Annotated in this window: 18 protein-coding genes; 8 read left to right on the plus strand and 10 right to left on the minus strand. The window is 60.9% G+C overall.

All coding sequences use genetic code 11. The annotated features are described in order from the left end of the window. Positions 1 to 44 precede the first annotated feature (44 nt). The 3 genes from ACO07N_RS10020 to ACO07N_RS10030 all read right to left on the minus strand — a co-directional run bounded on the left by ACO07N_RS10020 (position 45) and on the right by ACO07N_RS10030 (position 1,983). Complete coding sequence (locus ACO07N_RS10020) at positions 45 to 284, minus strand: hypothetical protein (RefSeq protein ID WP_421980879.1); 240 nt, start codon at positions 282 to 284, stop codon at positions 45 to 47. Continuing rightward, positions 281 to 805, minus strand: coding sequence for a hypothetical protein (locus ACO07N_RS10025; RefSeq protein WP_421980880.1), 525 nt, complete (start codon positions 803 to 805; stop codon positions 281 to 283). The genes ACO07N_RS10020 and ACO07N_RS10025 overlap by 4 nt, the downstream gene beginning before the upstream one ends. A 299-nt stretch (positions 806 to 1,104) precedes the next feature. Then, positions 1,105 to 1,983 carry a putative nucleotide-diphospho-sugar transferase gene (locus ACO07N_RS10030; RefSeq protein WP_421980881.1) on the minus strand — a complete coding sequence of 293 codons (879 nt, stop codon included), beginning with the start codon at positions 1,981 to 1,983 and terminating at the stop codon, positions 1,105 to 1,107. 469 nt (positions 1,984 to 2,452) lie between these two features. Between ACO07N_RS10030 and ACO07N_RS10035 the strand changes: the two genes are divergently transcribed. Next, entirely contained in the window at positions 2,453 to 3,181 is a 729-nt protein-coding gene (locus ACO07N_RS10035; protein WP_421980882.1) for a glycosyltransferase family 25 protein, read from the plus strand. Beyond that, a complete protein-coding gene (locus ACO07N_RS10040; protein WP_421980883.1) occupies positions 3,178 to 4,038 on the plus strand; it encodes an alpha-1,2-fucosyltransferase in 861 nt (286 codons plus the stop codon). The genes ACO07N_RS10035 and ACO07N_RS10040 overlap by 4 nt, the downstream gene beginning before the upstream one ends. A gap of 63 nt (positions 4,039 to 4,101) precedes the next feature. Here the strand turns inward: ACO07N_RS10040 and ACO07N_RS10045 are convergent, their stop codons facing one another. From ACO07N_RS10045 to ACO07N_RS10060, 4 genes are all read right to left on the minus strand, one after another. Then, positions 4,102 to 4,803: a class I SAM-dependent methyltransferase gene (locus ACO07N_RS10045; RefSeq protein ID WP_421980884.1), complete on the minus strand. Its 702-nt coding sequence runs from the start codon at positions 4,801 to 4,803 to the stop codon at positions 4,102 to 4,104. A 118-nt stretch (positions 4,804 to 4,921) separates the two neighbouring features. After that, positions 4,922 to 5,743: an FkbM family methyltransferase gene (locus ACO07N_RS10050; RefSeq protein ID WP_421980885.1), complete on the minus strand. Its 822-nt coding sequence runs from the start codon at positions 5,741 to 5,743 to the stop codon at positions 4,922 to 4,924. Positions 5,744 to 5,746: 3 nt separating this feature from the next. Then, complete coding sequence (locus ACO07N_RS10055) at positions 5,747 to 6,814, minus strand: glycosyltransferase (protein WP_421980886.1); 1,068 nt, start codon at positions 6,812 to 6,814, stop codon at positions 5,747 to 5,749. Beyond that, the gene (locus ACO07N_RS10060; RefSeq protein WP_421980887.1) at positions 6,804 to 7,751 is read right to left on the minus strand and encodes a glycosyltransferase family 2 protein; all 948 of its coding nucleotides are present in this window, start codon (positions 7,749 to 7,751) and stop codon (positions 6,804 to 6,806) included. Before ACO07N_RS10060 ends, ACO07N_RS10055 begins: the two co-directional genes overlap by 11 nt. A gap of 188 nt (positions 7,752 to 7,939) precedes the next feature. Between ACO07N_RS10060 and ACO07N_RS10065 the strand changes: the two genes are divergently transcribed. From ACO07N_RS10065 to ACO07N_RS10090, 6 genes are all read left to right on the plus strand, one after another. Beyond that, entirely contained in the window at positions 7,940 to 9,562 is a 1,623-nt protein-coding gene (locus tag ACO07N_RS10065) for a long-chain fatty acid--CoA ligase (protein WP_421980888.1), read from the plus strand. Further along, positions 9,559 to 10,380 (plus strand): SDR family NAD(P)-dependent oxidoreductase, encoded by an 822-nt coding sequence (locus ACO07N_RS10070; protein WP_421980889.1) that lies wholly within the window; start codon positions 9,559 to 9,561, stop codon positions 10,378 to 10,380. Before ACO07N_RS10065 ends, ACO07N_RS10070 begins: the two co-directional genes overlap by 4 nt. After that, positions 10,377 to 10,880, plus strand: coding sequence for a MaoC family dehydratase (locus tag ACO07N_RS10075; RefSeq protein WP_421980890.1), 504 nt, complete (start codon positions 10,377 to 10,379; stop codon positions 10,878 to 10,880). The genes ACO07N_RS10070 and ACO07N_RS10075 overlap by 4 nt, the downstream gene beginning before the upstream one ends. Next, entirely contained in the window at positions 10,874 to 11,857 is a 984-nt protein-coding gene (locus ACO07N_RS10080) for an NAD(P)H-dependent flavin oxidoreductase (protein WP_421980891.1), read from the plus strand. The genes ACO07N_RS10075 and ACO07N_RS10080 overlap by 7 nt, the downstream gene beginning before the upstream one ends. 9 nt (positions 11,858 to 11,866) lie before the next feature. Then, positions 11,867 to 13,102 (plus strand): acyl-CoA dehydrogenase family protein, encoded by a 1,236-nt coding sequence (locus ACO07N_RS10085; RefSeq protein ID WP_421980892.1) that lies wholly within the window; start codon positions 11,867 to 11,869, stop codon positions 13,100 to 13,102. 239 nt (positions 13,103 to 13,341) lie between these two features. Beyond that, positions 13,342 to 14,370 (plus strand): phosphotransferase family protein, encoded by a 1,029-nt coding sequence (locus ACO07N_RS10090; protein WP_421980893.1) that lies wholly within the window; start codon positions 13,342 to 13,344, stop codon positions 14,368 to 14,370. 650 nt (positions 14,371 to 15,020) lie between these two features. Here ACO07N_RS10090 and ACO07N_RS10095 read toward each other — a convergent pair. The 3 genes from ACO07N_RS10095 to tsaA form a co-directional block, all read right to left on the minus strand. Next, positions 15,021 to 16,583, minus strand: coding sequence for a hypothetical protein (locus ACO07N_RS10095; RefSeq protein WP_421980894.1), 1,563 nt, complete (start codon positions 16,581 to 16,583; stop codon positions 15,021 to 15,023). A 92-nt stretch (positions 16,584 to 16,675) separates the two neighbouring features. Further along, a complete protein-coding gene (locus tag ACO07N_RS10100; RefSeq protein ID WP_421980895.1) occupies positions 16,676 to 18,787 on the minus strand; it encodes a 3-hydroxyacyl-CoA dehydrogenase NAD-binding domain-containing protein in 2,112 nt (703 codons plus the stop codon). Between the two features lie 125 nt (positions 18,788 to 18,912). Further along, positions 18,913 to 19,377, minus strand: coding sequence for a tRNA (N6-threonylcarbamoyladenosine(37)-N6)-methyltransferase TrmO (gene tsaA, locus ACO07N_RS10105; protein ID WP_421980896.1), 465 nt, complete (start codon positions 19,375 to 19,377; stop codon positions 18,913 to 18,915).

Here is a 19,377-nt window from a genome sequence, read left to right on the forward strand (position 1 = left end):
CAAGCTCATCCCCACAAGCCCGGTTGCGAATGTCCTGCCTCAAATCACCAGGTGTCTATGATGTCCAGAATCTCGTCATAGGTTCCGTGTTTTGCGATCAGCCCTTGCAGCTCACCGACCAGCTCGGGATCCCGTTTGCGCCCAGCCTTGCGATTCAGGCTGTCTCTGGACAGGGACAGGACTGTCTCGGTCTCGGACGGATCCAGGGTTCCGTCGGCTCCCAGCTTTTGCGAAAATGACTGTGCAAACGCATATCCGTCTCTGGTAAGGTCCTCGTATTTCAAGTGAATTCTTGGCCGTCCTTCCAGGCGAGATAGGCAAAGACGCAGCTCAGGTAGCTGTTGTAGTTGTCCCTGATTTCCGCCCGCCAGTTGAATTCTTCCCAGGTCTTTCTTCTGTGCTTGGCGAAGAACAGTCGCTTTTTTTCGAGCTTGGACTTCCATCTCTCGTATTTCGGATAGAGATGCGACACGATTGCATCCGCCGGGTCGCGGGTGATCAGGATCAACCCGAAGGGAGAGGGCGACCTTGCCGCGTTCTCGACAAGTCGTTGAAGAGAGTGCGCCTTGTAACCTACCGGTTCATCGTCGTCGATCTTGATGACATTCGCAGCCTGGTTCGCGCTGCGAAGGTAGATCGCCTTGTCCGATTCCGTTCCCTCGAGCGAAGCGACCGTCGGACGTTTTGTTACGTATTCGACCAGGGCACGCACGGCGTGGTTTCCGCTTCGCGGATAGGAAACAATGTGCCAGTTCAGTCGTTCCGGAAAGGGCGCTCCAGCTTCGGCCGCTCCGTTTTCATTCATTGCCGATCTCCAATGATGCACCTTTCCAGGGATGCCGTCTGTTCTGCTTTGATTGCTGAATTGCGAAGGCGTCTCAGCGGTGCACCGGCACCGCACGGCCATTTGTGTGGCCGGTAATACGGCATGTTTCCGTGATTTAGCAAGGCAAGGTGGCGCAAAACCAATCCTTGCAGATGTCCCGGGTACCGATGTCTCGCCCGGTGTGCATGCAATCGGGCCAGTCTTTCGCCGGTTCCGCCACCGTGACGGAGTGCCGGATGCGCAAGGTCGGGCCGCGTTCCTCGATGGGCGGCGCCGCGCTACCTGAAGGATTGCAAAAAGTTCTGCACCTTTCCCGAGACCTTCAATCGTGCGGGCACTTTCAGCGAGATCGAGAGCTTTTTGAACGCCTTGAATTTCTTCTTTTCAGATTTCGGAGAATTCGGATGGCAGATGATTGCGTGTTTCACGCAGTCCCGGTTGGTGCCGTGACGCTGGAACTTCGCGTGGGGCAATGCCGCCAGTTTCAGGCCGTTGAGACGGCTCTGCCCGGAAACGGGCGTAACCCAGCCGGTTTCGAGATCGCAATGCTCCCATCCCTCGGGTCTTTTTTCCCATTCGAGATCGTAGTTTTCCAAAAGATGCTGGTTCATGCAGATCTGGTCGTCTCCCGCAAAGGCGTCCACCAGCTCCGCGCATAACCGCCGCGTGGCATCGTTGGCCCGAAGCGCAAAAAAGCCGGTGCAGATTGCAAAGCCCCAGGCCTCCTTGTTGCCCCTTGGAAAGGAGCCGGGCTGGAAGGCAAGATCGAACGCGTTGGAAGGCAGCTCCGGGAACGGGTTTTTCAGCCAGATCGCGTCCGCGTCGCTGAAGATGACGTTCTGTCCCTGTTCCAGATACGAAAGCGCGGAGGGGAATTTCAGCGATATCGCGTGTGTGGCGCTGTCACTATCGAAGCCGCTGTCTTTCCAGACCGTTTTTTCCCGGTCGGAATAGGCGCTTGAAACGAACTGGTCATCACATCGGAAGCCGGCCTTTGTGAGCTGACGATAGGAAGCCGGATCCGTGCAGATCAGGAGCGGATCGAGACCGGTGCTTTCCCGAACCCCCGTCGCCCAGGCCGCGGCCAGGCGGACATATTGATTGTTCACGACAGTGAAAACGACCGTTTTGTTACTGTCGAAAGAAGAATGATCCATGATGTCAGGGCTTTATCACTGTTTTGGTTCCGGGCGCGCTGCCGCCGTGTCTTTGCGGCTTCATCCCCGCATCACGTTGGGACGACAGGTTTGAACGGCCGCGCGCCGCCGATGTCCGGGTTCGTTCTAGCACGGCTCTCGGGTGGAAAATCAAGGTTCGGATCGCAGCGCGGTCTTGTTGAACATGCATATTGCCCCGTTAAATCTTGTGCCAGGTTTCGCGCGTCCAGCCGGTGCGGCTCTCCTGCCGGCGCGCGTGACGCGCGCGACGATATAGATTGCGGATTTCCGCGTCAAAGACGGCGGCAAGACAAGGTATCGGTCGCGGCAGCTGCACCGGCGGCTCGGTTGAATGCCGTTGCAGCCTGATGTATCTAGCAAGGCCGGAAATGGCGGCGAACTGTGAGTGACGTTTTTGCTGGAAATACACGTAGTCAATATGGCCCGGTCAACAGACCGCAAGTAGAGAATGGACAAGCTCCTCGCCGGGAAGGGCCTTGAATTCCGGTACTTCGAAGCGATTGACGGGAAGGCCGGCGAACATCCCCTGTTCGCGAAACATGATCGCCGGCTGGCCGAGATACGCTATGGATTTCAGCTGGCTCCGGGCGAGTTGGGTTGTTTCGCCAGCCACTATCTCCTGTGGGAAACTTTCGTGCGTGAACAGCGCCCTCTGCTGATCATGGAAGACGACATCGAGCTGGCCGATGACTTTGACGAAAGTTTCCGGATCGCCGGTGAGAAAATCGAGGACTACGGTCTCTTGCGGCTATCGTCCCACAAGCGGCGTGATTTCTTCATCCGGGAGGATGTCGGGTCCCGTCACAAAATCATCCAGTTCGTTCAGAACCCGTCCGGAACATCCTGCTATGCGATCGCCCCCTGGGCTGCGGCGCGGTTTCTGGAACACGCCGACGTCTGGTTCGAACCGGTTGACTGTCTTCTGGACAGATACTGGGATCACGGCGTCGGTTGCTGCGCAATTTATCCCTTCGCGGTCACGCACATCGCCCAGACCAACGAGCAATCGGAAATCTGGGACGGTGTCGGGCGCGGGCCCCGGTCCAGCCGCTCCAGGCGATTTCCCCTTGAACGCAGGTACTACCGGCTGAAAGACAACGTGAAGCGGAAGATTTTCAAGATCAGAAACGGACTGAACCTAGAAAAAGACCTCCAGAAAGCCGGAAAACCAAGTTGATCATCTCCAGGATAGAGGGCGGCGCGGGCAACCAGATGTTTCAGTACGCCTGCGGCCGTGCGGTTTCGCTTGCGTCACGTCAGAGTTTCCGGCTCGATCTCTCGGACATGAAGAAGGACAGGCTGCGCGACTACGTGCTCGACCAGTTTGCGATCAACGCGGAGCCCCTTACCCGGTTGGAAAGAACGGCGTGGTCCAGGCACCGGCATCAGCCCCTTGCACGCTTGCTGTTCCCGTCGGCGCGCTGTGTCGAAGTGAAGGAAGCCGGTTTGCCGTTCGCTCCTGAAATCAAGTCGATCAGCACGCCCTCCTATCTGTTTGGGTACTGGCAGTCCGAGAATTACTTTTCCGATGTGGCGGAGGTCATACGGTCCGACTTTCAGCTGAAATCGGAGTACACACCGGCGCGGCTGGAAACCCTTTCGAAAATCAGGGCGGCCGAGACTGCTGTCTCGGTCCATGTGCGGCGCGGAGACTATGTTTCCAACGCGAAGACGAACGCGATACACGGGACCTGTGATCCTGACTGGTATGCCGCCGCGCTGTCGGAGATGGCATCGAAGTTCGAGGACATGCAGCTTTTCGTTTTCTCCGACGATATCTCCTGGACCAGGGACAATCTGCCCTCCTATCCCTCGATGACCTTTGTCGAGCCCCAGGATGACGGCAAGGATGTCCAGGACATGCATCTGATGGCTTCCTGCCGGGCGCATGTCGTGGCGAACAGTTCGTTCAGTTGGTGGGGTGCTTGGCTCAACCCGCGGCAGGACAAACACGTGATTGCGCCGGCGCAGTGGTTCAGGTCATCGACCCACGATGCGCGCGACCTGATTCCGAAAAGCTGGCAGAAGCTGTGACCGGATTTGCCCGGTGAACCGGCGAGGGAGATCGGCGGAGCCGTATTTGCAAATCGACCGGCTTCAGATGATCTTGCGTTTTTTCAGTGACCGTTTCAGCTTCCACATGCGTCTGCTTTGGCGCACCTTCAGACCCTTTGGCTCGTTGAGCTGTGTCATGAAATCCGAGCGCTTGTCCAGTCTTGCCAGCCCGGTCCAGCCCCGGTGGATCGACAGGTCGAGCCGATCCATGTTGGCCTCGAAAACACAGTTGATGAAGTTCAGTATCTGTCGATTTTCCGTTTCAACGTAGAAGCTGTCCATCTCTTCTCCTTCCGCGTAAGGAGCGCTGTCGACATCATCCATGAAAATGACGCCGCCCTTCTTCAGGTACGGAAAGAAGCCGTAAATTTCCTTGTAGACATGGTCCACGGTATGCAGGGAATCGATGAAAAGAACATCGATCCCGTCCTTGAGCCAGGGGGCATGGTTGAGGATGTTGTCGGTGTCCGCTGAGTCCGACCTGATAAAGGTCCATTTGGGCGAACTCGCAACCGTCGAGCAGTCGGCGATGTCCACCGACACGAGCGTTCCGCGGTCGCTGTCCTGCAGGGCGTTCAGGAACAGTTTGGTCGAGTTTCCCGATTGCACGCCCAGTTCGAGCATGGTGGGGTTCTCAAGCTGAGAGATCAGCGCATGCATGCTCAAATAGTGCTTGGCTCTGAAATGCTTGTCGTTGCCAGAGTTCAAATTCGCTTTGTATTCGTTCAGTTTGTCTTCGTACATCTTTGAATTCTGGTTTTGCTGGGTGAAACGGGTTTTCAAAGTCGAATTCACGGGCAATTTGACGCTCGCAATCGAACCATCGCGTTCAGCGCCACAGTAGTAAAGTCACGTGTCCACTTCAATCGGCAGCCACGAAGCGCGCAATCAGCCGGTTGGGCGAAACCTTGTCGAACCTGAAGCCGCGTGACACCAGCAACTGGCACACCGCAGGCAGTGTCGGTTCCTTCGCAAGGCCGCGCTCCGGCCCGCAATCAACACAGATGTATTTGACGCGTTTCAGCGTTTCCTCGGCGCCGCGCAGGATCTCGGGTTCCGCGCCTTCTCCTTCGATCTTGAGCACCTTGATCTCTTCGATCCCGTTCTGAAGGCAATAGGCATCCAGTGTCGTCGTTTCGATTGTCGTGACGCTGTCATATCCCGAAAATTCGATCAGCGAGGAATCCGCTGTGTTCGACTTTTCAAAGAACTTCAGCGTGGTTTTCTCGTGCCAGAGCGCGAGCTGTTCGCAGGTGCCGTCCGGGTTGTTCAGCCGGCATCGGGACATCTCGCCCTCTCCCGGTTCGAAGGCAATGTAGCGGACCGATTTGCCCGCGAGTTTCAGTCCCAGACCTATTTCGCCGATATTCGCGCCGCAATCGATGACGACATCGCCGTCTTCGATCTCGTCCGGAAATATGAAGTAGTCGGACAGGAGGTCCGTGACACGCCTTTTCACGCCGTACCGGTAAAAACCCACGCGTCTCTGGTGCAGGATCGAGATACTGTTGTCTTCGTCGTCGGTGACAACGATCGCACCCTTCCGGATGGCCGTTGCGACTTTCCAAGGGCTTTTGCTGTTCAGGATGCGGCTGGCGCGGGCGTAAAGGTTGAAGAGCCGTGAGAAACTGTCGAGGCTTTCGCGCCCGAAGATGAAGTTAAGCAGTCTTTTTTTCTTTTTCACGCTTCAACCTCCCCGGTTCCAGATCAACGTCTCGTACTGCGCGCAAATGCCGTCTTCGGAATACCCTTCGTTCAGGCGTGCCGCTGATGCCGTCACAAGCCGTTCGGCTTCGGCCGGGTTCTCCAGCAATTGCAAGAGATGCCGCGCCAGGCCGTCCGTGTCGCCGCACTCGGACAAAAGCCCTGTTTTGCCATGCTCGATCAGCCAGCTTGGTCCGGGCGACGCGGTCGCAACGACCGGCAAGCCGGCGTTCCAGCCCTCCAGAACCACATTTCCCAGAGGTTCGTCGTCGGTCGGGCAGACGAGAATGTCCGCAGCTTTCAGGAATGGGGACGGATCCCTCTGCCACCCGAGAAAATGCGTGCGGTTCTCAACGCCCAGGTCCCGCGCAAGGCGGCGCATGTCTTCCTGCAGGTCTCCGTCCCCGATCAGCCAGGCGTGAACGGTTTCGGGCAGCCGGGCAAGGGCCTTGATCAAGAGGTCGAAGCGTTTGCGTTCAACGAAACGTCCAAGCGCGATCAGGACGGTTGCGTCGTCCGGCGTGTCGAATTGCGCGCGGCTGGCGGGTGCGAGCGTGTCCGGCAGCGGGTCCACGAAATTGCTGATCACGTGGGCGCGCTCTTGGGGCCAGCCGGCCTCAACCGCCTGCCGGATGATTTCCGGTGTATTGCCGATCAGGTTCTGCACGTTGCCGTAGGTATGGAACCCGTCGGGGAAGTCACCGAGACGCAGGAATGTGCGCATGTCGGGACCGGGCTTCGGCAGCCACTTGCTGGCCGGGCTCATCCAGCCGAGGGTTGCGCCCGCTCCGAAATGCCTGATGTCACGGGCGATGCCCCAGCGCACGAAATGCCGCTTGAAATGCGAGCGGCTGAATTTCAGTTCGCGTACGTCGCAATGCTCGGCAAGCTCGTCCCGCCAGGTTCTGTCATGCCGGATGAAGGCGATCTGTTCGACACCGCGTTTGGCGAGCGCACGGGACAGGCGCACGAAAAACTTTTCCGCGCCGCCATCGACGCCGAGGTGGATATGCGCGAGTTTGCGTTGAGCGGACACCGGGTCAGTTGCCATCGATGACATCATAGTAATTGTGTGCCCTTCCGAAGAGACCGCGCAGGTTGCCGGATCCCTTCATCAGGCGGATGAGACCGTAGTAGTAGAGTTTCTCGCCGCGTTTGTGCGCAAACGGCTTCAGGACAAAACCAACGATCGTCGCAAGAAGACCGAAGAACATGCGCCGGGCGCTCTTCGGGATGAAATGCAGCGCGGCCTTGCCCCGGCCTTCCCGCAGAACGATGTTGAACGCTCCGGAGGTTGCCGCCATGTGCATCCGGCTCAAGAGCCGTTTCGTGGTCACGCGCGACGCCGGAATGTCCTCTTCGACAAAGGCGTCGTCGACCCAGATCATCCTGGCACCCGCCGCGTGGGTGCGGCGGAAGAAGTCGATGTCCTCGCTGCCGAAGGTCAGTCTTTCGTCAAATCTCAGAGCCAGTCCGTCAGACCGCACGATGCGGGCGCTGATCAGCACGTTGTTGGTCGGCGCTTCCGTGATCTCGGTTCCCGTCGGACGGGGTTTCAGCAGCTGCGACTTCCACCAGTGCGGCGCCGGCTTTTCGTAGATCCGCCGCACCGGGCCGTTGGCGACCTCTGCATCGAAGGTTTTGCAGGCAGCCAGCAGCTTCCCGATCCAGTCGGGTTCGGCGCGCTCGTCATCGTCGATCAGGGCGATCCAGTCCGGGTCGAGTTCCAGCGCCGCCTCCAGCGCCGTGTTGCGGGCGAAGGGAATGCCCCTGCGCGGCTCGTGATGGAAGAAGACCGGTATGGTGAGCGCTTGCCTCACCGCGTCCGCAGCCTCGCCGGTGAAAAAGGGCACGGTGTCGTTCTCGACGACAACAACCGACAGATCCGTCTCGTCCGGCCGGACCAGCTTGTCCAGGCTGTCGAGGCACGCCTTGAGCATATTCGGACGCTGCGCCGTGCAAACGGCGATGACCAGTTTCTGGGCCATTGGGTAAATTCAATCCTCGGGTCGGCAGTCTCGCGGCTCGAGCAGGGGTTTGGCGCAACAGACGCTCGCTGTCAAAGGAATTCCGCAAACCCCGCTTTCCAGAACGCGACATGCGCGCTACGGTTTGGAGTACATAACCTAACCCTTTGAGCGATTGCGAAAACGCAACGGTGTTTGGGAGGACACGAATGAAGGGACAGATGATGCAACGTCCGCTGAAGATTGCGGACATCATCACCTTTGCCGCGGCCAACTATCCGAACGGCGAACTCGTTTCCGTGCGAACGGAAGGCGATATCCACCGAACCACCTATCGGGAGACGGCGCAGCGCGTGGCGCAACTGGCCCACGGGCTGCGAAGGCATGGCGTCAATCCGGGCGACAGGATCGCGACGCTTGCCTGGAACGGGTACCGGCACTTTGAGCTCTATTACGCGATATCGGGCATCGGGGCCGTCTGCCACACCATCAACCCGCGCCTGTCCGCGGAGCAGATGATCTATATCGTCAACCACGCAAGGGACAGGATCCTCTTCTGCGATACCACCTTCGTTCCGATCATCGAGAAACTAAAGCAGCACCTGCCTGAAGACCTTCTTGTGGTCATCATGACCGACAGGGCGCACATGCCGCAGACATCGCTCGAGGGGGCCCTTTGTTACGAAGAGCTCCTTGAAGGACAGCCCGGGGAGATCGACTGGCCCGATTTCGACGAGAACCAGGCGGCGGGCCTCTGTTACACGTCCGGGACGACGGGCAATCCGAAAGGCACCCTGTTCTCGCACCGCTCGACCCTGCTTCACGCCCTCACGCTGTGCATCACCATTCCGAAGGTATTGCAGGAGGGAACCCGAATCCTGCCGGTCGTCCCGCTCTTTCACGTCAACGCCTGGGGCTTGCCTTACGCCGCGCCGTTGTCGGGCGCGAGCCTGATCTTTCCGGGCGGCGCGCTGGACGGGAAGAGCCTGTTTGATCTTCTGGACCGCGAAAAGGTCTTTTCCGCGTGGGGAGTGCCGACGGTCTGGCTCGGCCTGATGAACGAGATCAATCAGCGGGGCCGTCTCCCGGACGGGTTCGGCGATGTCGTCATTGGAGGCTCCGCCGCCCCCCGGACGCTGATCGAGGCATTCGAGACCAGGGGCGTGAATGTCTGCCATGCCTGGGGCATGACCGAGATGAGCCCGCTCGGAACCCAGTGCAATCTGCCGCCTGACATGGCGGACTTGCCGCAGGAGCAGCGTATCGATCGCAAGCAGTCGCAGGGGCGCGGTGTCTTCGGCGTCGACATGAAAATCGTTGACGACGCCGGAAACCGGTTGCCTCACGACGGCAAGTCCCAGGGCCATCTCTACGTGCGCGGCAACACGATCACCTCCGGATATTTCGAAGATCCGGAAGCATCCAAACCCGTTTTCGACGTGGAGGGCTGGTTCTGCACCGGCGACATTGCGGTGATCGACCCGCAGGGCTTCCTGCAGATAACCGACCGCTCCAAGGACCTCATCAAGTCCGGCGGTGAATGGATCAGCTCGCTCGACCTTGAGAACATCGTCATGTCTCACCCGGACGTCGCCAATTGTGCGGTGATCGCCGTGCCCGATCCCAAGTGGGACGAGCGTCCCCTGCTGATCGTGGTCCCGCGCGAGGATGCCCAGCCGCAGGAAGACGAACTTCTGGCGCTGCTGGCGGAACGGCTTGCAAAGTGGCAGGTGCCCGACGAGATCGTCTTCGTCGATCAGCTGCCGCTGACGGCAACCGGAAAGGTCTCCAAACTGACCCTCAGGAAACAGCGCGCCGAGGGTGGTTTATGACCCCTGATGTTCTCTTCGGCCTCACCGGCAAGACGGCGCTCGTGACGGGAGGAGCGACCGGGATCGGCCGGATGGCGGCCGAAGGTCTGATGGCCGCCGGGGCACGCGTGCTTATCGCCAGCCGAAAACAGGACGCCTGCCGCGCGGCGGCCGAAGAGCTGAACGCTGCCGGGTACAGCGGCAAGGCGGAAGGCTTCGGCGGCGATGTCGCGAGCGAGGAAGGCATCGATGCGCTCAGCGCCGAGGTCGGCAACCGCTGCGACGGTCTCCACATCCTGATGAACAATGCCGGCACCAGTTGGGGCATGCCCCTCGGCGAATTCCCGTATTTTGCCTGGGAGCGCGTGCTGCAGCTCAACGTCACCGGGTTGTTCCACCTGACCCAGAAGCTGTTTCCGCTCCTGGAACGGGCAGCGAGCGATGACGACCCCGCGCGTGTCGTCAATGTCGGCTCGGTGATGGGCGAGTTGCCCCACGGCGACCGGGCCTACAGCTATGCAGCCTCCAAGGCCGCTGTTCACCACCTGACGAAGATCCTCGCCAAGGAACTGGCGGAAAAGCGCATCACGGTCAATGCGCTTGCACCGGGCCCCTTCGTCAGCAAGATGACGGCGTTTGCGACCGCTGACGAGGACGTCAGAAAGAGAGTGGGCGCGCAGGTTCCCCTCGGACGGGTCGGGCGGCCGGAGGATATTGCGGCCGCGCTGCAATATCTGTGCGGCCGTGGCGGCGCTTATCTGACCGGGGCCATTCTTCCGATCAGCGGCGGCATCAACGTCGAAACCGGACCGGACCTGTTTCAGGAGGCCTATGAGTGAGCGCAGGTGTGGCAGCGCGCGTGCTTTCGGTTGACGAGCTGAAACGGTTGATCGGGCAGGAAGTCGGCGTTTCGTCCTGGTACCGTGTCGATCAGGCGCGGATCGACAGGTTTGCGGATGTGACGGAAGATCATCAGTTCATTCATGTCGACCCTGAACAGGCGTCCCGGACCCCGTTCGGAGGGACGATCGCGCACGGGTTTCTGACCCTGTCTCTGCTCTCGGCCATGGGACAGGAGGCGCAGCCCAACGTCGCGGGGGCGCAAATGGGCATCAATTACGGCTTCGACCGGATCCGGTTTCTGCACCCGGTCAAGGCCGGGCAGAAGGTCCGGGGCCGGTTTGCGCTGGCACGTGTAACCGACGAGCGGCCCGGTGAAGTCGACCTTCACTGGCAGGCGACCATCGAGATCGACGGCGAGAAACGTCCCGCGTTGAAGGCCGACTGGCTCAATCGGTTCTATCTGGCTCAAGATGGTGAAAGGCAGACGGCATGCTGACGGCGCGACGGCTTCCTCCTGTCCTTCAGAACCTGCGGATACCGGCAATTGCCGCCCCGCTCTTCATCGTGTCCTGCCCCGCTCTGGTGATTGCGCAATGCAAGGCCGGGGTCATCGGCAGTTTTCCCGCGCTCAATGCCCGCGACGAACCGGGCGGACCGGTGATGCTCGAACTCTGGCTCAAAGAGATCACCGAGGCGCTCGATAGACACAATCAGGCCAATCCCGACAGACCGGCCGCGCCCTTTGCCGTCAACCAGATCGTGCACCGGTCCAACGAACGGCTGGAACGGGATGTGGAGATCTGCGCGAAGTGGAGAGTTCCGGTCTGGATTACGTCCATGGGCGCGCGCGTCGAGGTGAACGAGGCGGCGCATTCCTGCGGCGGCATCGCGCTGCACGACGTCATCAACAACACCTACGCGAAAAAGGCGGTCGAAAAGGGCGCTGACGGACTGATCGCCGTTGCGGCCGGGGCCGGCGGCCATGGTGGTCCGCAATCGCCCTTTGCGCTCGTTCGCGAGATCCGCGAATGGTTCGACGGTCCGTTGCTGCTGGCCGGAGCCGTGTCGACCGGAGAGGCGCTGCTCGCCGCCCGCGTGCTTGGTGCCGATTTCGGCTATGTCGGCTCGCCCTTCGTGGCGACGGACGAAGCCAATGCGGAGCGGGTCTACAAGGACATGATGGTGGCCGGTGCGGCGGAGGATGTCGTGACCTCGTCGCTCTTCACCGGGCATCCAGCTAACTACCTGAAAGGCTCCCTGACGCGCGCCGGGCTCGATCCGGATAATCTGCCGGAGGAATGGGACGTCAGCGTCATGCCGGACGACAGCCCGCTGCCAAAGGCCTGGCGGGAACTCTGGGGTGCGGGGCAGGGCATTGGTGCGATCACGTCGGTCGGGCCTGCGTCGGCGGTGGTCGATCGCCTGGAACGGGAATTTCTGGCCGCGTGCGAAAACGCTAAACACATCATTTAGGGAGACGTCATGGATCTGGGCATAACGGAGCGGGTGCGGCCGCTGATCGAGCAGGTCCGGCTGATGGTCGAAACCGAGATCGCGCCGCTGGACACCGAGTTTCATCATGAAGTCGGCAGGCATCCTTCCGGTGACCGCTTTCAGCACACGCCGCGCCAGCTCGAAATTCTCGAAGGCCTGAAAGCAAAGGCGAAGGAACGCGGCCTCTGGAATTTCTGGCTGACGGACAGCGAAAGGGGCTTCGGCCTCACCACGGTCGAATATGCCTATCTCGCCGAGGAAATGGGCAAGGTCGGCATCGCGGCCGAGGTGTTCAACTGCAATGCGCCCGATACCGGCAACATGGAAGTGCTGGAGCGTTACGGCACCCCTGCTCACAAGGAGCGCTGGCTGCAACCGCTCCTCGAGGGAACGATCCGCTCCGCCTATCTCATGAGCGAACCGGATGTCGCCTCGTCCGATGCCACCAATATTTCGCTGAATGCCGTCAGGGACGGCGACGCGTGGGTGCTCAACGGCGAAAAGTGGTGGGCGACCGGTGCGGGCGATCCGCGCTGCCGGCTTTACATCGTCATGGCCTGCTCTGATCCGTCGGCGCACAGGCACAGCCGCCATTCCATGTTTCTGATCCCGAGCGATGCCGACGGCATTGAAGTGCTGCGGCCGATGCAGGTTTTCGGCGCCGATGACGCCCCGCACGGGCACATGCATATCCGCTTCACCAATGTCCGGGTGCCTTCGGAAGATCTCGTGCTCGGCGAGGGCCGCGGCTTCGCAGTGGCGCAAGGGCGTCTCGGTCCGGGACGGATTCACCATTGCATGCGGGCGATCGGCCAGGCGGAAATGGCCCTGGAATTCCTGTGCAAGCGGGCGATGCAGCGCGAGGCCTTCGGCAAGAAGCTCACGGATCTCGGCGCCAACTACGACATCATCGCGGATGCCCGCATGGAAATCGAGATGGCGCGTCTGCTGTGCCTCAAAGCGGCCTGGATGATGGACACGCAGGGAACGCGCGCGGCCCAGCCCTGGATCAGCAAGATCAAGGTGGTGGCACCGCTGACGGCGCTGAAGGTGGTCGACGAGGCCATGCAGGTTCACGGGGCGGCGGGCATCAGCCAGGACTTCCCGCTTGCCGCCATGTGGACGCATCTGAGGACGCTCCGCTTTGCCGATGGCCCGGACGCCGTCCACCGCCGCCAGGTCGCCCGAACGGAGCTCAGGAAATACACCAACGACAAGGTCTGACGATGACCGGTTTGAATTGCGTGTTTCAAAACTGGAAGGAAAACCTTAGCCGCATCCACACCAACCTCATCCTGAGGAAGCGCACGGCGCTGTCTCGAAGGATGGGTGGCACACGCATGAGCGAGCGGCCCATCCTTCGAGACGCTCGCCTTTGGCAAGCTCCTCAGGATGAGGTCGTGGTTCGGGTTGGCGCTATTTCGAAAACACTGCTGAGGCGAAAGGGTCATGGGTGAGAACAGATGACCGGCACCGCTGACCTCGATCTGGAGCGCTTGGGTCGCTGGCTGGAGGGGAACCTCGCCGGGTTCGCCGGTCCGGTCCGGGCGGAAAAGTTCAATCGCGGTCAGTCCAACCCGACCTTCCGTTTGCGCGCCACCTCCGGAGACTACGTCCTGCGCCGCAAGCCGCCCGGTGTCCTGTTGAAATCCGCGCATGCGGTCGACCGCGAGTTCCGTGTCCAGAAAGCACTGGCCGGATCGGACGTACCCGTCGCGAAGATGCATGTCATGTGCGAGGACGAAGACGTCATCGGGTCCGCCTTCTATGTCATGGAATTGGTGCGCGGCCGGAATTTCGACGATCCGCGATTGCCGGGTCTCGACAAGGGTCTGCGCACCGGGATCTACGACCGGATGAACCGGGTTCTCGCGGCGATCCACGCGATCGATCTGGACGCGCGCGGCCTGTCGGATTTCGGGCCGGAGGGCAATTACTACAGGCGTCAGATCGACCGGTGGACCAAGCAGTACCGGGCGAGCGAAACCGAACAAATCACGGCGATGGACGAACTGATCGGCTGGCTCGACCGGAACGTGCCGGAGGACGATGGCCGCCGTACGCTGGTTCACGGCGACTACCGTATCGACAACATGCTGTTTGCCGAAGACGGTCCGGACTGTGTGGCGGTGCTGGACTGGGAGCTCTCGACAATCGGCCATCCCTTCGCCGATCTCGCCGCGCTCGTCATGCAATGGCAGCGCCCCCCGGGGGCGGAAGGCAGGGGCCTCGCCGGGGTCGATCGGGCTCCGCTCGGAATCCCCGGGGACCAGGCATTTATCGACGCCTATTGCGGCCGCGCAGGACTGCCCGGAATTCCGGCTTTCGGCTTCTACCTCGCCTTTGCCTTCTTCCGCATGGGCGCCATCCTGCAGGGCGTCAAGAAACGCGCCCTCGACGGCAATGCGTCCAATCCGGAACTGGGCTTGAAGCTTGGCGCAAGTGTGCCCGAATATGCGGCAGGCGGATTGAAGGCGGTGAATTCGGTGTGAAGCGCTTGGTTGCTGGCAGCTGACAGCAAATCCATCCGGGTCATTGCCAGACTTGATCTGGCAATCCATGCCGTGCCGTTTCACCTTGGGGTCCCTCAAATGCCGATAAACGGAGACGCAATTCCCTTGCGTTTGCGCATCAACAGACACGTCATTCCGGACAAGCGAGGCAGCGCCTAACGCTGATCCGGAATCCAGATATCAGCGTGAGCGCAACGCACCCGGAGCATGTTGTTACTGTCGAACGCCAAGATTCATGTCTCCGCTGCCAAGTCAGGATGCGAAGCTGGTTCCCGAATTTGTCATCCCGGTTTGCTGCGCAAGCGGCAAGACCGGGAACCAGTACCCCTTATTGCCCGAGCTTGAGAAGACCAAGAGGCTTTTGCCTGGGGTCGAGGGGGTCAATTGGTAGCCGGACATCGGTTACCTCTCCCATGGGGAGAGGTCGGCGCGACTGCGCCGGGTGAGGGGACAAACCACGGCGAGATAGGCAGCCCTCTGATCCCTCACCCTAACCCTCTCCCAGCGGGAGAGGGGACTTTGGCTTTGGTCCGTGTTCAATTGCTCTCCACGATACCTCAGGACTTGGCCTTTGCCTTTCGCCCAATTCCCCAAAAGCCAAGGCATGACGGGGACCGCGACACAAATCGCTAACGCCCTCCGTCGACATATTCGCCGTCATATCGGAACACCGCGTGCCCGCTGTTGCTGTGCTGCGGCGGAACGCCGACACGCATTTGCAGGAACAGGGCCCCGTTCGGATCCTTGTAGAACGGCGCGCCGTTCCACAGCTTGATCATGAACACTTCGGCATTCTCGACCTTGAAGGCCTTGATCAGCATCTCGGGAACATCCGTGACCAGCTGCGGGTGAAATCCGGCGGCTTGCGTGAAGGTGATCAGGTCCGCGTCGTTTTCCATGATCCGCGGCCGCGAAAAACCGCGCGACACACCGCTGCTGCCGAGCGTGTATTCGACCACGTTGCCGCTGGCCTCGGGATCGGGCAGCACGATGCTGGCCCGATCCTCCCGGAACGTCATTTCAAAGAATTTGACGTCCGTGCCGAGAGTCCCCTGAAACTGCACGAAGGCCTCCGACATGCCCTTGATCGAGAGATAGCTGTCAAATGCGCGCAGGCTTTCCGGAAGCGCGACCGAATAGATGCTGGCATCGGGGCGCACGCGCACCACGACCTCTTCGCGCCCGCCGGATGCATTCTGGAAACTGATTTCCCAGAGGACGCCCGCTTCCTTGCCTGCCGGGGGCGGCCGGGTTGCCACGACGTCATCGATATGGCTCCAGCCTGCCGGCGCTTCCGCGCGCGCGGCGTCCAGGATCTGTGGCAGGCGGGCCAGGCCGCTCTTCGTGATGGAAAATGGCTGACTGCGGCCCGTCAGCGTGTACATCGAAACCGGTCTGCCGCCGATGCCCCGCCGGTAGCTGCCGCCGTTCCAGCGATAGTCCTGGATCGCTCCCGGATCGGCCGGCGACACGGCATCGATTTCGACACCATGGGTCAGAACCTTGATTTCATAGACGTGTTCACCGGTGCCGATGACGTCGGCGAAGCGGTTTTCAGCCTCATCGAAAGGCCAGTCGGACTGGGTCCGAAGGTTCATTGAGCGGCCGCGCTCTGTGTGACTGATATCGGCCCCGTCGAATCGGCCATCGGCCAGCGCATAGACCTGGCCGTGCTCGCGCTCGCTTCGGACCGAGATGTTCCACTTCAAAGACCAGTGTGCCTGGCCGAGAACCCGGCCGAGCGAGGCCGCTGCAGCGGTCACCGTTCCCGGTTTTTTGGTCGGCAGGTTGTCCGGTGCGTCGCTCAAGATCGACCACACCTTCGAAATCTGCAGCTCCGCCTGGCTGAAACGCTCCGGCGACACGATGAATTTCGGACCATCGGCCATATGCATCGGACCGTGGAGTTCATCCACGGAGCCTGGATCGCCCAGGTTGCGTCTCACGGACCAGAGGTTGAATTCTTCGCCGTCCCACCCTGTCGCGGCAATCACCGAGAAACTGTCAGGCTCGATCCTCAGCCACAGAAGATCGCTGTCGCCGATCTCTTTGGTCAGAGTCGTCCATGCGATGTCGAACGATTTCTTGTCGTTGAGGTAAGTGGATTGTGCCCAGGCGGGCAACGAAAGCGCAAAAGTAACGAACAAAACAAGCGGCGCGACGCCGCTGCGCAGACGCAGGTATTTGGCCATGATGCACCTCGAAATTCTGTGAATAGGTCCATCATGCCTGCAAAACGCTGCGTAAGCAAAGCCCGGTTGCAAGCAGAACCAGGCTCGGGAGCTCAGCTCTCGTTCATCGCCGCAAACGTACCGCCGCTTTCGGTGAGCGTCCGGAGCAACGCCGGAACCTGCCAGTAATAGTTGTCTTCCTGCCCGTAGGCTTCGATACGGCGCACCAGTTCCGCTGGACCGATCTGGTCGGCCGTGTGCATCGGTCCGCCGCGGAAGCGCGGGAAGCCGTAGCCGAACAGGAACACCGCGTCGATATCGACGGGCCGCAGCGCGATGCCTTCTTCCAGGACGCGCGTGGCTTCCAGGATCATCGCCGTCACGAAGCGGCTGACGATCTCATCTTCGGAAAACGCGCGCGGTGTGACACCCGCCTTGGCGCGTTCCGCGTCGATGATTGCAAGCGCCTCCGGGTTGGGACGCGTTCCGTCTGCATCATAGATATAGAACCCTTGTCCGGTCTTGCGGCCGAACCAGCCCTTTTCGCAGATCTCGTCCGCGATCGGAATATAGCGTTCCTCTGCGGGGCGCGTTGCCGCGCGGCGCTTGTTCGCTGCCCAGCTGATGTCGAGACCGGCAAGGTCCGCAACCTGGTAGGGACCCATGGCGAAACCGAACCCGGTGATCGCCTTGTCGATCTCTTCCGGGGATGCGCCGTCCATCATCATGTAGTCGGCCGCCTTCTTGTAGAAGGTCATGATGCGGTTGCCGATGAAACCGTCGCAGACGCCGGAGCGCACCGCGATCTTCTTCAGCTTCCTGGCAAGCGCAAATCCGGTGGCAACGGCGTCCGCTCCTGTCTTGTCCGCGACGACGACTTCCATGAGCCGCATGATGTGCGCCGGCGAGAAGAAGTGCAGCCCGACGACGTCGTGGGGCCGGCTGGTAGCCGCGGCAATCTCGTTCACGTCGAGATAGGACGTATTGGACGCAAGCACGGCTCCGGGTTTTGCCACCTTGTCCAGTGTTTCGAAGATCTCGCTTTTGACACCCATGTCCTCGAACACCGCCTCGATGATGAGGTCGGCATCGCCAAGGGCGTCGAGTTCCGTCGCCGTCGAAAGATTCTGCGACAGGATTGTCTCGCGTGCTTCGGACGTCAGCTTGCCGCGCTTCACCGCACCGTCGAGATTGGACGTGATCGTCGCTTTCCCCCGGTCGAGACCGGCCTGATCCCTCTCCGTCATCGTGACGTCGAAGCCGGCCAGAAGCGCAGCGGTCGCGATGCCCGAGCCCATCGTTCCACCGCCGATGACACCGATCTTCCGGACGTCCCGCGGCGTGGCGGCGGCTTCGGGGATTTTGGCGACCGCGCGCTCGGCGAAGAACGCATGGATCAGACCGGCCCGCTGCGGGCTGTCCATGCATTCGTTGAAGAGGCGGCGCTCTTCCTTCAGGCCTTCGTCCCGCGGCAACCGGCTCGCCTCGACGGCATCGACGCATTTATGCGGCGAGAAAAGAAGCGGCTGGGATTTGGCGAGGGTCGCGCGCATGGCCGAAATGGCGTCCGCGTCGTCTTCAACAGGCAGATCGCATGTGCGCCTGGCCACCAGTTTGCCTTCCAGAAAGTCTCTGGCAGCTGCGATGGCGACGTCGCGCGGGTCTCCAGCATCGATCCGGTCGATCAGACCCTGGTCAAGCGCCGTCTCGGCCGGGATCGGTTTGCCGCTCGTGATGAGGTCGAGGGAAGCCTGAATGCCGGCAAGACGCGGTGCGCGCTGCGTGCCGCCCGCGCCCGGCAGGATGCCAAGCGTCACCTCTGGCAGGCCGACCCTTGTGCCGGAAAGCGCAACACGAACGTGGCTGGCGAGCGCAACTTCCAGACCGCCGCCGAGCGTCGTTCCGTGAAGGACACAGACAACCGGTGTCTCGCTGTCTTCGATGAGGTTGCACAGATCCGGCAGCCAAGGATCTTTCGGCGGTTTGCCGAACTCGCGGATATCCGCGCCTGCGATGAACGTCCGGCCTTCGCCATAAAGGGCGATGACCTTGACGTCCGCATCGTCCTGCAGGGTTTCGATGGCTTTCCAGATACCCGACCGCACCGCATGGGACGCCGCGTTCACCGGCGGGTTGTTCAGGGCGACAAGCGCGATCGGACCTTGCCGTTCAATCGACACGACGTCGTTGATACCGGTCATTCCGGTTTGAGATCCTGCTTGCATGGGTTCCTCCAGAAAGCCGCCCGGGGCGGGCGGAACTGCGCTGGAATGTTCAATTCCGGGAGGGGCTTGTCAAGCCGACGAAACAGAATGGGAAGGTGCCGGAATGGAATGGTTAGGTGCACGTTCTAATTCTTCGGAGCTGCCTTGGGCGAGAATGCGCAGCGGTCGGGTTTCAGGTCGACCAGCGGCGTTCCGCTCAGGCAGTCGAGCCCGCGAACGATCAGGTTCGGCCCGTCGACACGGATCAGTTTCGCGCCGACCGTTCCGATCGGATTTGGGCGAACCGGCGAGCGCAGCGCGAACGTGCCGAAGGTCCGGTCGCTGTGTCCCGGGTTCTGTACCACGAGGTCGCGCCTGGACTTGTCGAGCCAGTACAGCACTTCGATCTGGTCGTAGTCCTCAATGCCCTTCAGCGCCGGCACCCAGGGTTCGAACACCTCGATCCGGCATTCCGGTCCGTCCTGCTTGCCCTGGCGCGGACAGTCCTTTCTGTCCGTCCAGGGTGTGTGGATGCGCCCGATGAAATGGAGCCGCGCGTCGTCGGGCTCGGATGTCGGCACCATGATTTCGTGGGGGCGAATGTCGCTCAT

The organism is Roseibium sp. (assembly GCF_965229775.1).
Classification (GTDB): Bacteria; Pseudomonadota; Alphaproteobacteria; order Rhizobiales; family Stappiaceae; genus Roseibium.

Coding starts and splice junctions, on each gene's coding strand:
- ACO07N_RS10025 (WP_421980880.1), bottom strand. CDS start 805: ATGAATGAAAACGGAGCGGCCGAAGCTGGAGCGCCCTTTCCGGAACGA.
- ACO07N_RS10030 (WP_421980881.1), bottom strand. CDS start 1,983: ATGGATCATTCTTCTTTCGACAGTAACAAAACGGTCGTTTTCACTGTC.
- ACO07N_RS10035 (WP_421980882.1), top strand. CDS start 2,453: ATGGACAAGCTCCTCGCCGGGAAGGGCCTTGAATTCCGGTACTTCGAA.
- ACO07N_RS10045 (WP_421980884.1), bottom strand. CDS start 4,803: ATGTACGAAGACAAACTGAACGAATACAAAGCGAATTTGAACTCTGGC.
- ACO07N_RS10055 (WP_421980886.1), bottom strand. CDS start 6,814: ATGGCAACTGACCCGGTGTCCGCTCAACGCAAACTCGCGCATATCCAC.
- ACO07N_RS10060 (WP_421980887.1), bottom strand. CDS start 7,751: ATGGCCCAGAAACTGGTCATCGCCGTTTGCACGGCGCAGCGTCCGAAT.
- ACO07N_RS10065 (WP_421980888.1), top strand. CDS start 7,940: ATGAAGGGACAGATGATGCAACGTCCGCTGAAGATTGCGGACATCATC.
- ACO07N_RS10070 (WP_421980889.1), top strand. CDS start 9,559: ATGACCCCTGATGTTCTCTTCGGCCTCACCGGCAAGACGGCGCTCGTG.
- ACO07N_RS10080 (WP_421980891.1), top strand. CDS start 10,874: ATGCTGACGGCGCGACGGCTTCCTCCTGTCCTTCAGAACCTGCGGATA.
- ACO07N_RS10085 (WP_421980892.1), top strand. CDS start 11,867: ATGGATCTGGGCATAACGGAGCGGGTGCGGCCGCTGATCGAGCAGGTC.
- ACO07N_RS10090 (WP_421980893.1), top strand. CDS start 13,342: ATGACCGGCACCGCTGACCTCGATCTGGAGCGCTTGGGTCGCTGGCTG.
- ACO07N_RS10095 (WP_421980894.1), bottom strand. CDS start 16,583: ATGGCCAAATACCTGCGTCTGCGCAGCGGCGTCGCGCCGCTTGTTTTG.
- ACO07N_RS10100 (WP_421980895.1), bottom strand. CDS start 18,787: ATGCAAGCAGGATCTCAAACCGGAATGACCGGTATCAACGACGTCGTG.
- tsaA (WP_421980896.1), bottom strand. CDS start 19,377: ATGAGCGACATTCGCCCCCACGAAATCATGGTGCCGACATCCGAGCCC.